The organism is Enterobacter sp. UPMP2060, from assembly GCF_053709655.1.
The window spans coordinates 104406-118090 of record NZ_JBSKJQ010000008.1; the positions used below are offsets into that span (position 1 = coordinate 104406).

General features: G+C 57.2%; 15 protein-coding genes. 4 read left to right on the top strand and 11 right to left on the bottom strand.

Annotation, left to right across the window (positions count from 1 at the left end; genetic code table 11):
• Position 1 precedes the first annotated feature (1 nt).
• Positions 2-619, top strand: a complete 618-nt coding sequence (gene acpT, locus ACWKXN_RS16305) for a 4'-phosphopantetheinyl transferase AcpT (protein WP_454544022.1) — start codon at positions 2-4, stop codon at positions 617-619.
• Here the strand turns inward: acpT and arnF are convergent.
• From arnF to ACWKXN_RS16345, 8 genes are all read right to left on the bottom strand, one after another.
• Entirely contained in the window at positions 567-956 is a 390-nt protein-coding gene (arnF, locus tag ACWKXN_RS16310) for a 4-amino-4-deoxy-L-arabinose-phosphoundecaprenol flippase subunit ArnF (RefSeq protein WP_047059881.1), read from the bottom strand. The two genes, acpT and arnF, sit on opposite strands and share 53 nt — an antisense overlap.
• Positions 953-1288 (bottom strand): 4-amino-4-deoxy-L-arabinose-phosphoundecaprenol flippase subunit ArnE, encoded by a 336-nt coding sequence (gene arnE / locus ACWKXN_RS16315; protein WP_039263049.1) that lies wholly within the window; start codon positions 1286-1288, stop codon positions 953-955. The genes arnF and arnE overlap by 4 nt, the downstream gene beginning before the upstream one ends.
• Positions 1288-2943, bottom strand: a complete 1656-nt coding sequence (gene arnT, locus ACWKXN_RS16320) for a lipid IV(A) 4-amino-4-deoxy-L-arabinosyltransferase (RefSeq protein ID WP_182931290.1) — start codon at positions 2941-2943, stop codon at positions 1288-1290. The genes arnE and arnT overlap by 1 nt, the downstream gene beginning before the upstream one ends.
• Positions 2940-3842 carry a 4-deoxy-4-formamido-L-arabinose-phosphoundecaprenol deformylase gene (gene arnD, locus ACWKXN_RS16325; protein WP_454544023.1) on the bottom strand — a complete coding sequence of 301 codons (903 nt, stop codon included), beginning with the start codon at positions 3840-3842 and terminating at the stop codon, positions 2940-2942. The genes arnT and arnD overlap by 4 nt, the downstream gene beginning before the upstream one ends.
• Positions 3839-5821, bottom strand: coding sequence for a bifunctional UDP-4-amino-4-deoxy-L-arabinose formyltransferase/UDP-glucuronic acid oxidase ArnA (arnA, locus tag ACWKXN_RS16330; RefSeq protein ID WP_182931292.1), 1983 nt, complete (start codon positions 5819-5821; stop codon positions 3839-3841). The genes arnD and arnA overlap by 4 nt, the downstream gene beginning before the upstream one ends.
• Positions 5818-6801: an undecaprenyl-phosphate 4-deoxy-4-formamido-L-arabinose transferase gene (gene arnC, locus ACWKXN_RS16335; protein ID WP_029740674.1), complete on the bottom strand. Its 984-nt coding sequence runs from the start codon at positions 6799-6801 to the stop codon at positions 5818-5820. The genes arnA and arnC overlap by 4 nt, the downstream gene beginning before the upstream one ends.
• Before the next feature lies 1 nt (position 6802).
• Complete coding sequence (arnB, locus tag ACWKXN_RS16340) at positions 6803-7942, bottom strand: UDP-4-amino-4-deoxy-L-arabinose aminotransferase (RefSeq protein WP_454544024.1); 1140 nt, start codon at positions 7940-7942, stop codon at positions 6803-6805.
• A gap of 326 nt (positions 7943-8268) precedes the next feature.
• Positions 8269-8772 carry a phenolic acid decarboxylase gene (locus ACWKXN_RS16345; protein ID WP_008503103.1) on the bottom strand — a complete coding sequence of 168 codons (504 nt, stop codon included), beginning with the start codon at positions 8770-8772 and terminating at the stop codon, positions 8269-8271.
• A 99-nt stretch (positions 8773-8871) separates the two neighbouring features.
• Between ACWKXN_RS16345 and ACWKXN_RS16350 the strand changes: the two genes are divergently transcribed.
• Both ACWKXN_RS16350 and ACWKXN_RS16355 read left to right on the top strand, forming a co-directional pair.
• Positions 8872-9753 carry a LysR family transcriptional regulator gene (locus ACWKXN_RS16350; RefSeq protein WP_454544025.1) on the top strand — a complete coding sequence of 294 codons (882 nt, stop codon included), beginning with the start codon at positions 8872-8874 and terminating at the stop codon, positions 9751-9753.
• A 32-nt stretch (positions 9754-9785) separates the two neighbouring features.
• Entirely contained in the window at positions 9786-10580 is a 795-nt protein-coding gene (locus ACWKXN_RS16355) for an SDR family NAD(P)-dependent oxidoreductase (RefSeq protein WP_439205599.1), read from the top strand.
• A 5-nt stretch (positions 10581-10585) separates the two neighbouring features.
• On the opposite strand, the gene ACWKXN_RS16360 is transcribed toward ACWKXN_RS16355, so the two are convergent.
• Entirely contained in the window at positions 10586-11032 is a 447-nt protein-coding gene (locus ACWKXN_RS16360) for an NlpC/P60 family protein (protein ID WP_223998069.1), read from the bottom strand.
• Positions 11033-11352: 320 nt separating this feature from the next.
• Between ACWKXN_RS16360 and ACWKXN_RS16365 the strand changes: the two genes are divergently transcribed.
• Positions 11353-12015 carry an HAD family hydrolase gene (locus ACWKXN_RS16365; RefSeq protein ID WP_014885577.1) on the top strand — a complete coding sequence of 221 codons (663 nt, stop codon included), beginning with the start codon at positions 11353-11355 and terminating at the stop codon, positions 12013-12015.
• Positions 12016-12075: 60 nt separating this feature from the next.
• Here the strand turns inward: ACWKXN_RS16365 and ACWKXN_RS16370 are convergent, their stop codons facing one another.
• Positions 12076-13101: a TerC/Alx family metal homeostasis membrane protein gene (locus ACWKXN_RS16370; protein ID WP_024908851.1), complete on the bottom strand. Its 1026-nt coding sequence runs from the start codon at positions 13099-13101 to the stop codon at positions 12076-12078.
• Between the two features lie 166 nt (positions 13102-13267).
• Positions 13268-13666 carry a potassium channel family protein gene (locus ACWKXN_RS16375; protein ID WP_023309546.1) on the bottom strand — a complete coding sequence of 133 codons (399 nt, stop codon included), beginning with the start codon at positions 13664-13666 and terminating at the stop codon, positions 13268-13270.
• Positions 13667-13685 lie beyond the last annotated feature (19 nt).

Here is a 13685-nt window from a genome sequence, read left to right on the forward strand (position 1 = left end):
TATGTACCGGTTTGTACTGGGAAAAATCTCCACCCTTTGCGCGGACCCGCTGGCGTCAGCGCTCGCAGACAGGGCGCCTCAGGGTGCCCGACAGGCCTCCTGGCTGGCCGGGAGGACGCTGCTTGCCAGAACGTTATCCCCTCGCCCGCTCCCCGACATCATTTACGGTGAGCAGGGGAAACCGGCCTTTGCGAAGGGTCATCCGCTGTGGTTCAACCTGAGCCACAGCGGTGACGATATCGCCCTGCTGATGAGCGATGAAGGCGAGGTCGGCTGCGATATCGAAGTAATTCGCCCGAGGAAGAACTGGCAGGCGCTGGCTAATGCGGTTTTCAGCATGACCGAGCATGACGAGCTGGAGCGTGAAGCGCCCGAGGAACGGCTTTCCGCCTTCTGGCGTATCTGGACGCGGAAAGAAGCGATTGTGAAACAGCGTGGCGGCAGTGCCTGGCAGATTGTCAGCATCGACAGCACGGCGCAGACGCACGCGGTCAGCCAGCTACAGGTCGGCTCGCTGAGCCTTGCCGTCTGCACATCGACCCCTTACACCCTGACCCACGAGTCGATTATTCACGTTGGGACGTTCGGGGCAGAAAAATCACTAACACACCCAGAATAATAAACCCGACGCCCACCAGCCCGTGCCAGGAGAAGCGTTCTCCCCAGCCGGGCAGCAGGATCGCGGCGGCCCACACCAGAATATAGCTGAGGCTCAGCAGGGCATACGCTTTGCTGAGCGCCATGCGATGCAGCGCCAGATACCAGCAGCCCATCGAGGCCACGTACCCCGTCAACCCCAGCAGCAGCGCGCCCGTGCCGGATGAGAAGTGCCACAGCGCGGAAACAAACGCCAGGATCTCACTGACCGGTGGCAATGCCTGCATGGCATTGCGCAGCAACAGCTGCGCCGCGCTGACTAACAGCACGCTGCATAAGGCCCAGAACGCTCCTTTCACAGGCTCCCTCCCAGGATAACAATCCCAATAATGATGAACCCTACCCCCAGCCAGTGATGCGCAGCAACGTGCTCACGCCAGAACGCCTTCGCCGCCAGCGTCACCCAGACAAAATTGAGGCTCAGCATAGGATACGCAATGCCGACAGGCAGGCGTTGCAGCACCACCAGCCAGACCAGCATCCCGCTGCCCAGCGCCAGCAGTGCCAGGCCAAGCCACAGCGCGATATGCGCCCCGCGCCGCCCGGCTTTCGCCGGACGGGTGGCCTGTTTCTGGCACAGCTGCCCCGCGCAGCTGAGCAAGCTTGCCAGTATCAGCCAGATCCAGGTCATCACTTCGGCAGGTACTCCAGCAAGGCCAGACGCCCCTGGATATAGAGATTGTCCGGCTGCGGTAAATTCGCCCGTGAAATATCGTCGCGTTTTGACAGCAGCATCACCAGCGACACGCGCCCCTGCTGACGATGCGCTGCCAGCCACTGCGCGAAGTCGTCCTCACTGACAAAACGATCTTTCACATCGGGATAATCCAGCCCGTAGCGCAGTTCGCCGCTCTGACCAAACAGCGTGATGTCATTACGCTTCAGCTCCCACGCCAGGCCCGCGGCCACGCCCACGTTATTGGCCAGCACGAATCGGCTTTCCTGAAGCGGCTCGCGCACGGTATCGACCAGCGACTGCGGCTGTTTGGAATCCACCACCAGGTTAGGAATGGCAAAACCAATCAGCAGCGCCAGCCCTGCGGGGCACAGTGCCGCCAGCCACCAGCGCTGCTGGCTCTGTCTGAACGTTAACCAACCTACCGCGGCCCAGATGAGGAACGCCACCACCGCACAGAAGACTTTATACAGTTCGACCGACGTCCAGACCGGATGCTTAGACAGTCCCCACGGCGAGACCACCAGCGCCGCCACCACGCCGATAACGCCAAACGCCAGGTTAATCCCGCCGTTAATGCGTAACGCTCTGGCACCTTTTTCCGCCGCGAGGCAGGCATAGCGCGCCATCAGGATCGCCAGCGGGGCAAAGCACGGCAGGATATAGGTCGGCAGCTTGCCTTTGGCAATGCTGAAGAACAGCAGCGGCATCACCACCCAACCCAGCAGATAGAACCCGCCACCCGCGTTTTGTCGGTCATTCCAGCCGAGACGAATCGCACCGGGCAAAAGCGCAAGCCACGGCAGGCTGCCCGCGATCAGGAACGGTATGTAGTACCAGAACGGGGCTTTGTGCTGCGCGTCGCTCTGGGCAAAACGCTGAATATGCTCAACCCAGAAGAAATAACGCCAGAAGTCAGGCTCACGCTGCGCAATGGCCAGCGCCCACGGCAGAACAATCAGCACACAGCTCAGGATCGCGAGCCAGCCAAAAATCAGCACCTCTTTCCAGCGCTTATGGGCGATTACCCACGGCAGCACGCCAATCACCGGTACCGCCAGCGCCAGGAAGCCTTTGGTCATCACCCCCATCCCGCAGGCCAGCCCAAGCAGCACATAGCCACCCGCTTTTCCTGCAACGGTTTGAGCCTGTGAGGCCAGCCAGAAGCTGCACATCGCCGCCACCAGCCACAGGGTGATGATAGGATCCAGCACCGCATACGTGCCGATGCCATACACCAGGAACAGGGTCAGGAAGATAAGACCGGAGAAAATGGCGGTCCGCTTATCTCGCCAGAGACGCCATGCCATCCAGATGACCAGCAGCGCCGCTAACCCGGTGGAGAATATAGAACCGGCGCGCACGGCGAGGTTGGTGTGCCCGAACAGCAGCTGCCCGATGCTGTTGATCCAGTAGCCAGCAATCGGTTTTTCAAAGTAACGCAGCCCCAGAAAATGCGGGACTACCCAGTCTCCGGATGCCAGCATTTCGCGGCTGATTTCCGCATAGCGCGTTTCATCAGGCTGCCAGAGCAGACGAATATCGACCGGAATGAGGTAGTAAACGATAAACAGTGCGAGAAGCGCTAAGCCATAACGGGCTGTTTTCATGGGACCGGACTCACGGTTTGTTGATAGCCAAGCCAGCCTTCCCGGCCAGCCATTTCATTACGGACGACTTTGCCCACGGGCAGGGTGCTGAGGTCGTCCGGCAGCAGCTCGCTCAACGGACAAAATTCAATGCCCTCCTGAGCGGCCATCGTCAGCAGTTCGTCGAAATCATGCTGATACGCAATCCCTTCCACTTCGGCATGGATGGTATACACCGGCGTGCCGGCGTCACGATGGACGCGGTCCAGAATGTAGCGATTGAACTCATCCGCCTTCACCTCGCGCCCGACCACTTCATCCCAGGTGGGAAGCGTAACCGGAATTTGCACCGTTCCGTAGCGATTTTCGCCTAACAGCGGCAAAAAGGGCCCGGTTCCGCGACAGTCGCTGTTGTAGCGAAACGCAAAGGCTTCTTTGGCCTTCACGACGCGCTGATCCGCACGCCATCCCGCCACGGCGGAGCAACGCACGGGCTGACCGGTAATGGCCTCCAGCTCCAGCATCCCACGCTCGACCTCACGGGACAGGCGCGGGATATCCCAGACGCCCGCCCAGGCTTGCCAGGCATGGTGGTCCCAGGCGTGCAGACCCACCTCATGATGCTGCGCCGCCTCACGGATAACGGCTTCATTACCCGCGCCGATACGTCTGCCGGGCCAGGCGGTGCCAGCCAGCAAAATATCCCAGCCGTAGAGGGATGCTGCGCGCGAGCGCAGCATTTTGAACAGAAATGCCGGTTTAATCAGACGCCATAAATGGCGTCCCATGTTGTCAGGCCCCACGCTGAAGAAAATGCTGGAACGCACATCGTGTTTGTTCAGCAGTTCCAGCAGTTTGGGTACGCCGTCACGCGTTCCCCTGAAGGTGTCGACATCAATGCGTAAACCGACTTTTTTCATGAGGCCTGTTCCGACAGCTCCACGGTGCGCAGGAAGAAATCGAGCGTTTCGTCAATGGTCTGCTCCATTTTCACCGTCGGCGTCCAGTTCAGGCAGCGCTTCGCGTTGCGAATGCTTGGCTTACGATGCTCAACGTCCTGATATCCTTTGCCATAGTAGCTGCTGCTTTCCACTTCGCGGAAACCGGCAAACGGCGGGAACTTGTCGCGCAGCGGATGGCGCTCAAAGCTGGCCAGCAGCATCTCTGCCAGCTCGCGAATGCTCGCTTCGTTTTCCGGGTTACCGATGTTGATGATTTCACCGTTGCAGCGGTTATCTTTGTTTTCGATGATGCGGAACAGCGCTTCGATACCGTCGCTGATATCCGTAAAGCAGCGTTTCTGTTTCCCGCCTTCGATAAGCTTAATTGGCGAGCCTTCTACCAGGTTCAGGATCAGCTGGGTGATCGCACGGGAGCTGCCGATACGCGCCGCGTTGAGGTTATCCAGACGCGGGCCCATCCAGTTGAACGGACGGAACAGGGTGAAGCGCAGACCTTCTTTCTCGCCGTAGGCCCAAATCACGCGGTCCAGCAGCTGTTTGGAGACGGAGTAAATCCAGCGCTGTTTGTTGATCGGCCCGACCACCAGGTTGGAGGTGTCTTCATCGAAGTTCTTATCGGTACACATGCCGTACACTTCAGACGTGGACGGGAAGATGATGCGCTTGTCGTATTTCACGCAGTCGCGGATGATCTTCAGGTTCTCTTCGAAGTCCAGCTCGAACACGCGCAGCGGGTTACGGGTGTACTCGATTGGCGTGGCAATGGCGACCAGCGGCAGCACCACGTCGCATTTTTTAATGTGGTATTCAATCCACTCGGAATGGATGCTGATATCCCCTTCCACGAAGTGGAAACGCGGGTTGTCGAGGAAACGGCTGATGGCGTCAGAGCCGATATCCAGACCGTAAATCTCGTAGTTATCGTCCTTGAGCAGACGTTCCGTCAGGTGGTTACCGATAAAGCCGTTCACGCCGAGGATCAGCACGCGGGTACGGCGCTTGATGGCAACCACCGGCGCGCTGGTGATCAGCGCCCCGGCCACCAGACCCAGAGACTGCGCCAGCTGCGTGCCCTGAACGTACAGGCCGTTGTCGGTTTGTCCGGTGACGATCTCCAGCGCCTGCTCGCCGCAGCTTACAATCAGCGGAGAGACAGAGACGACGGTGCCCGGTTTGGCAGCAGGGATGTCGTCACGCACGCGGGATTTCCAGACGATAAATTTGCTTACGCCCGCAAAGCTGTACGCGCCCGGCCACGGGTCGGTCACGGCACGCACCAGGTTGTGCAGCTGGCGGGCAGGCTTGTTCCAGTCCAGACGACCATCTTCCGGCGCGCGGCGACCAAAGCAGCTTGCCTTGCTCTCATCCTGCGCGGTCTCGCTGAAGGTGCCGTTGAGGATGCCTGGCAGGGCATCACGCAGCAGCGTCTGCGCCGTTGCATTCAGCTTTTGATGCAGCTGCAGCGCCGTTTCGTCCGCATCAATAGCGACCTTCTGCTGTGCCACGATAGCGCCCGCGTCAGCACGGCGCACCATGCGGTGCAGCGTCACGCCCGTTTCCGTTTCACCGTTCACCAGCACCCAGTTCAGCGGCGCGCGGCCGCGGTAGGCGGGAAGCAGAGAACCATGAAGATTAAAGGCGCCTTTTGCGGCCAGACCTAAGATTTCGTCGGAAAGCAGGTTGCGATAGTAGAACGAGAAGATTACGTCAGGCGCGAGGGCGCGGATGCGATCCACCCACAGCGGATGGTTGACGTCGTCCGGTGCATAAACCGGGATCCCGCGCTCGGCGGCGATACGCGCCACTGAGCCGAAAAAGTTGTTTTCTCCAGCCGTGTCCGGATGGGTAAAGATTGCCGCAATGTCATAGCCCGCTTCCAGCAGGGCCAGCGTGCCCGTGCACCCCATATCGTGATAGGCAAATACAACAGCTTTCATGGGTGAATTTCCTCTTGAGATGCTTTGTGTTCCTGACGGACAACACGTTGAATAAAGTAGCGCGGACGCGCGCGAACATCGTTATAGATACGGCCAATGTATTCACCGAGAAGGCCCATCCCGACAAACTGGGCGCCGATGAACATAAACAGCACGGCAAAGAGCATGAAGACCCCTTCCGCCGCCCACTGCGGGCCAAAGACCAGGCGCAGCACCACCAGCAGAACGGACAACGCAAACCCGGCCACGGCGATGATGCTGCCGAACACGCTCAGCAGACGCAGCGGCGTGGTGGTCAGGCAGGTGATGAGGTCATACATCAGGTTGATGAGACGCATAAAGCTGTACTTCGATTCCCCGTGCTCGCGCTCGGCGTGCAGAACCGGAATCTCCGTTGCCTTGCGGGCAAAGGTGTTGGCGAGGATCGGAATAAAGGTGCTGCGCTCATGGCAGTGCAGCATCGCGTCGACAATATGGCGGCGGTAGGCGCGCAGCATGCAGCCGTAATCGCCCATCGCTTTACCGGTCGTGCGCTGGATAAGGCGGTTGATGGTGCGTGAGGCCAGCTTGCGGAACAGACTGTCCTGACGGTTCTGACGTACCGTGCCGACCACGTCATAGCCTTCATCGGCTTTGGCGACCAGGCGCGGGATCTCTTCCGGCGGGTTTTGCAGGTCAGCGTCCAGGGTGATGACCAGATCGCCCGTGACGTGGCTAAACCCCGCCATAATCGCCGAGTGCTGGCCGTAGTTGCGGTTGAGCAGCACGGCAACAATATGGCTGCCTTCGGCCTGCGCGGCCTCGGTCAGCATCAGCGCGGAATTATCGCTACTGCCATCATCTACCAGCAGAATTTCATAAGCCTTGCCCATCGTGTCGCAGGCGGCGGTTGTACGGCGGATCAGTTCGGGCAGGCTCTCCTGCTCGTTATAAACCGGGATTACCACGGAAACTTTTTGTACAGGCGGTGCACTGAACATATCAATGTCCTGCAAGCTGATGGAGTGCGGTAATGACGCGGGTTGTGTCGTCATGAGTCATGTCCGGGAAAAGAGGGAGAGAACAAATACGCGCGCTATTCCATTCAGAATTCGGGAGCGATACATCAGGAAAACGCTCGCGGTAGTATTTTTGGGTGTGCGCCGCGCGGAAGTGGAGGCCGGTACCGATGCCTTTCTCTTTCAGCGCCGCCATCAGGTTGTCGCGGGAAATTCCGCAGCGCGCTTCGTCAACGCGAATAATAAACAGGTGCCAGGCGTGCACGTGCGGCCATGACGGAATGGTGAGCGGCTGGAACGGCGTATCGGCAAGCTCACGCAGGTAGCGTTCAGCAATTTCCTGGCGGCGTCTGTTGGCCTCTTTCAGCTTGCCTAACTGCACCAGCGCCAGCGCGGCGTTGATGTCTGCCAGGTTGTATTTATAGCCCGGCGCGATCACTTCCGCCTGCGGCGCGCGGCCGTGCGTCTGGCGGTCATAGGCATCTACGCCCAGGCCATGGAATTTCAGGCTGCGGATCCGCTGCGCCAGCTGGGCATTATCCGTGACGACTAAGCCGCCTTCCGCGCAGGTCATATTTTTAATGGCGTGGAAGGAAAAAATCGCGGTCCCTTTCCATCCCACATGACGGTTCTTGTAGTAGGCTCCGGCGGCATGGGCCGCATCTTCAATAACCGGAATACCGTGACGTTCACCGATGGCATGAATGGCGTCGATTTCACACGGCGCGCCGGCATAATGAACGGGAATAATGGCTTTGGTACGCGGGGTAATGGCGGCTTCAACGGCTTCTGGCGTCACCATTAATGTATCTTTGTCCACATCAATCATGACCGGTGTGGCACCCAGCAACACGATCATATTCAGCGTGGATACCCAGGTCTGGGAAGGGGTAATGACTTCATCGCCCGGGCCAATATCCAGCGCCATCAGCGTGACGTGCATACCTGCGGTGGCTGAACAGACGGCAATCGCATGCTGATTCCCGGTAAGCTGACAGAATGCCTCTTCAAGTTCCTGATTCTTAGGCCCAGTGGTGATCCAGCCCGACATCAAAACGTCCTGAAGCGCCGCAATTTCCTCAGCGCCCATCGACGGCCGCGAAAAAGGCAGAAAATCACTCATTATTAATTTCCTTGCAATAAAAATGGCATGTTTTTGATATTAACCAAATGCCAGCCCGTTTATTTCAACGAACCATAAACTTATATCAAAGTAGCTCTCTTTCCTTAGGGAAAAATTAAGACAACGTTTGCAACGTTATAAGACAACTAGCAGCTAGTTGAAAAACAACAAGTTAAATTAATATTAAATATTTTTAATGTGATCTTTCGCAACATTTTGAAATGGATTCATTTAAACCAATCATCAACAAACAAAAAAAATCCCGGCCATTTCAAAATAATATGAAATAGCCGGGAACTTTTCTTTTTAGTTAATTGTCGCGCTTATTAGAGATTATCTGGAAAGTTTTTCGGTAATTCACTGGCCGCACAGGCAATAACGCTTTCATTATTGGCACCGCAGTCGCGCACAAAGGTGATCGTAGCGAATTCATCAATCACTTCCGTTGGATACGCCGGACCCGCATCGCGATAGCTGTTCATCAGCGGAATATGGTCGTTCTGGAAGCAGACGGTTTTTTCCGGGTTGTTCATGACCCAGCGTGGGAAGAAGATGGTGCCATGGAACAGCTTGTCGCCCAGGTTCACGATCAGGCTGACGTCGGTACCGGTTGGTTCGGTCCAGGAAATTTTATAGATGCTCTCGCCTACCCGCACGATATAAGCCTGCTGATCTTTCACCCAACGGTTGGCCACAAGACCGCTGTGAATACGGTAATCAAGCGTGGTCTCATTTTTTACGTAAATCTCGTAGTTCCAGCCGTTATCGTAGGTATATACAAGATGTTTACCAACAAAGCCGCTTAAGTCGTGTTTGTCGAAGGTGTTCATAAGATGTCTCCTTTGTTTTGATGAGACGATCGTACCCCTTCAAAAAATGAATGAATAACGCTATGTTTTAATCAAATTCATCCAAATTTTAGATAAATCATGCATAAGACGACGCTGGAACAATGGGCTTTACTGGAAAGAGTGGTGGAAGCGGGCAGCTTTGCCAAAGCTGCGGAAGAAACCCACCGCAGCCAGTCCTCGGTGAGCTATAACCTGTCGCTGCTGCAGGAGCGGCTCGGCGTGGCGCTGCTGGTCCCGGAGGGGCGACGGGCGGTGTTAACTCCGGCCGGAGAACTTCTTCTCAACCAGGTTAAACCGCTGCTGAAAGCGTTTTCGTACGTTGAGACGCGCGCAGCGACCCTTCGCAACGGGATGCGAACGCGGTTAGATCTGGTGGTGGACTCCATTTTCCCGCGCCGCCGCCTGTTCGCTATTCTTCGTCAGTTCCAGCAGCAGTATCCGCAGACTCAGGTACGTCTGACCGAGGTGCTGGAAAATACCCGCGCCGATGCCATTAACGACGAAGCCGATGTGATGGTCTTAACCCGCCGCCAGGACATTACCGGGCTCGGAGAATGGCTGATGAATATCGACTTTGTTGCCGTGGCCTATTCCCGGCACCCCTTGTTTCACCTCGACGCGCCGCTAAATGATGAGATGCTGCGCCCGTGGCCGCTTATCCAGATTGCGGACAGCCAGCCCGCCGCGCGTGCTGCCGGCGAGTCGTGGACCTTCTCCACCATCGATGCCGCGATTGAAGCCGTCGTCTCTCAGGTCGGCTACGGCTGGCTGCCAGAGGAACGCATCCAGACCCAGCTGGATCAGGGCGTACTCAAACGCCTGCCGCTGAGCCACGGCGCGCGCAGGGCAACGCCGCTTCACCTGATTGTTAAACGTTCCCTCGCCCCGCTTGATGAACAGGTTGAGACGCTGTTGCGCCTTTTTAGCCAGGAGCCGTCATCCTCACCTGCTACGCTTTAAGGTCCGAACGTTAAAACGAGAAGGAGCAGATGATGAAAATCGACTTTGCGGGAAAAGTGGCGCTGGTGACCGCCTCAACCGGCGGGATCGGGTTCGCCATTGCCAGAGGTCTGGCAGAAAGCGGTGCGGAAGTGATCGTCAATGGCCGCAGCACGGAATCGGTGAATAAAGGCATTCAGCAGCTCCAGCAGGTGGTGCCGGGCGTACAGGTGCGTGCCGCGATTGCCGATCTCAGCACGGCGGAAGGGGTCGAGTCGCTTCTGAAGGTGACGAATAACGTCGATATTCTGGTCAACAACGCCGGGATTTACGGTCCGCAGGATTTCTATGCCACCGACGATGAGACCTGGGAGCGTTACTGGCAGACCAACGTGATGTCCGGCGTGCGTCTGTCCCGCGCCCTGCTGCCGGGTATGGTGCAGAAAGGCTGGGGACGCGTGGTGTTTATCTCGTCAGAGTCGGCCTGCAATATTCCGGCGGATATGATCCACTACGGCGTGACCAAAACGGCGCAGCTCTCGCTGGCGCGCGGTCTGGCGAAGTTTGTGGCGGGGAGCGGCGTGACGGTCAACAGCGTCCTGCCGGGCCCGACGATGTCTGACGGTTTTGCAGAGATGATGAAAGATGAAATCGAAAAAACCGGTAAATCGCTGGAGCAGCTGGCGAAAGAGTTTGTGATGGCCAACCGCCCCAGCTCGGTTATCCAGCGCGCGGCCACGGTTGAAGAGGTGGCCAATATGGTGATTTATGTCTGTTCGACCCAGGCCTCCGCCACCTCGGGCGCGGCGCTGCGCGTCGACGGTGGCGTCGTGGATGACATCATCTGACGCTGTCAGGCCGCGCTGCCTGCGATGCGACGGGCGGTAATGTAGTGTGCCTGCCAGTAATCATCCGTCAGGGTTGAAACCGTTACGCCCTGACTGGTTGAGGCATGAATAAACTGGTTTTCGCCAATATAAACGCCAACGTGCTTGCGGTTCGGGCCCGTCTGGAAGAAGACCAGATCGCCGGCTCTCAGGCGGTATTGCGCCACCTGCACGCCGCGATGGATCTGTTCACTCGTCGTGCGCGGCAAATTAAGATGCGCCGCATCGGTGAACAGGTGCTGCATCAGTGCGGAGCAATCCACCCCGCGATGCGTGGTTCCGCCCCACCGGTACTGGGTGCCTTTCCATTTCTGGTATTGATCGAGAATACGCGAGCGCAGCGGACCTGTTTCCTGATGCACCAGCGCAGATTTCGCCGGTGATGCTGCCAGTTCACTGTTCATCGATAACATCGACGCTGAAAGCTGAAAGCTGAACGCAGAAAACGAAGCAAAACTTAACGTGAGGATTGAAATAAGCGATCTAAGAGTCATATCAAGAAAGAAGTAGTGAGTGAGTTTTTCCTTACCTGTGGGGGCCAATGGTTCCCCTAAATATCTTGCGATGTGGCGATAATATAGACAGCTCGTTTTTTCACCAATTGTTATCGAGGCCAAAAATGGACTCACTTTGAGATCGCAAGATCGAGAAAAAAAGAGTGGTGATATAAGGACTGTCCAGCTAAAGCAGGTAAACTGATCCGCAGAATGTGTATTTCAGCTAAGACGTATTTATGACCAATATGATTGCCGACGAGACGGTGGCTAAATCCAGCGTGCTCTCTGTCTTCGACTTTGACGGGACATTAACGCACCACGACAGCTTTATTCCTTTCCTGCGTTTTGCCTTCGGCAAACGTTACTTCGCGGGCCGCCTGGTGCGCATGGCGCTGCCCACGCTCCACTGCGTGCGTCGCAAGCTGACGCGCGATGAGCTGAAGGAAGTGCTGATTAAAACCTTCCTGACGGGCGTGGATGAACACTGGCTGCGCCAGCAGGCGGAAGCCTTTTGCGAAAAATACTGGAACAAGCTGATGCGCCCCGAAGGGGTTCTGGCGGTGGCGGCTGAGGTAAATTCCGGTGCGGAGGTGACCATCTGTTCCGCATCCCCGGCGCTGGTGCTCCAGCCGTGGGCTGATAAGCTCGGCATTAAGCTGATTGGCACGCAGCTGGAAGTGAAAGACGGCAAGCTGACGGGGCGCATCACGGGCAATAACTGCCGCTGCGCCCAGAAGGTGGCAAGGCTGGAAAAAGTGTATGGCGATCTGAACGCCTATCACCTGCGCGCCTGGGGCGACACCCGCGGCGACCACGAACTGCTGGCGGCGGCGCAGGATCCGCACTGGCGGCACTTCCATCACCCGCGCAAGCGTCGGAATTCACCGATTAAGGGTTAGGTGCGGTCCGGTGTCCTCACCCCGGCCCTCTCCCACAGGGAGAGGGAGAAAGGCGGTACATCAGGCCTCACGTTTCCCCGGGAACATCACACTCGCAATAATCCCCAGCGCCAGCACGCCTAATACCACAAACAAACTGGCCGTGGCGCCAATGCTGTAACCGTGATGCCAGAAGTGGTCGGTGGCATTTAACCCCAGCTTGAACGCCACGAAGAACAGCAGCAGAACCACGGCTTTCTCGAGGTGCACCAGATACTGCTTCAGCGCTTCCAGCACGAAGTAAAGCGTACGCAGGCCGAGAATGGCGAACATCATGGCGCTGTAGATAATCAGCGGCTCGCGGCTCACGGCAATAATGGCCGGCACGGAGTCAAACGCGAACATGACGTCAGAGAGCTCGACGACGGCTACGCAAAGCAGCAGCGGCGTCGCATAGCGCTTCGCCTTCTTCACGCGGCCAACCATCACGTCCTGGTTTTCCGGCTTTTCAAGCTCCGCATCCACCTCTTTCTGGGTCAGAATAAAGGCGTTGCTGCTGATTTTCGGCCAGACCGGATAGAAGCGCTTCACCAGGCGATAGGCGAGATGACCCGAGTAATCCTCCACTTCGTCGCTCTCTTCATTGCGCCTGAGCATCATCACCGCCGTCCAGCCGACGACCAGCGCGAAGATCACCTCAACGTACGGCCCCAGGCTGAGCAGGCTGGTGCCGATAGCCACAAAGATGCCGCGGAAGACTATCGCCCCCAGCACGCCCCAGTAGAGCACGCGGTGACGGTACTTATCCGGCACGCCGAACCAGGCGAAGATCGCCATCATCACGAACAGGTTATCGACGGAGAGCACCTCTTCCAGCGCATAGCCGGTGAGGAACAGGCTCGCCATCTCGGCGCCGTGGTGAACATACAGGAATCCGGCGAAGGCCATCGCCATCATGACCCAGAAAATGGACCACATCGCCGCGCTTTTCAGCGAGACGGGTTTATCGTGACGGTGCATAAAGAGGTCGATAAACATCGCCCCAACGGCCATCACCACAAAGACAACAACGGTTTCCGTCGGGAAACCGAGATGAGCAGCAGACATACAACACCCTTTTGGCAGACAAAACACAACACCATGCAAACTGGCGTAAACCAGGAACAGAAAAGGGCGGGCCGTTAATTAGCCTCTTCGCCCTCAAAGTCGCGGCCTTCCGGCCACGCAAGGAGAAGTACTTTACCTTACCAGGCGGGGATCGCGCATCTGCCGTTTAGGCGCTCATGCCGCGCAAACGCTGCAGCACCGCCACCAGAACCGCCACAGACCAGCCCACCATCAACGCGCCCACCAGCCCTTCCACTCCGCCGATGAGCCGCCAGTGCTGGGGTAACGTGACGTCGCCGTATCCCACGGTAGCGTAGCTGACCAGTGAAAAATAGAAGCTGGTGTTCCAGTCATTAAACGCGTCGATGACAAAATAAAACGCAGCAAACAGTCCGGCCTCAAGGAGGTGGGCGAAGATCATGGAGATCACGATACCGACATTGCGTAAAACGATGCGTACCGCCGAATCGACTTCTAATTTGATGAACTTTAAAACGCCAAACATCCACAGCGAATGGATCACCACGGTAAGGGTAAGCAAAATAATAATACTGAGTAGCTGCATGATGCGTGCTCGACCAAAA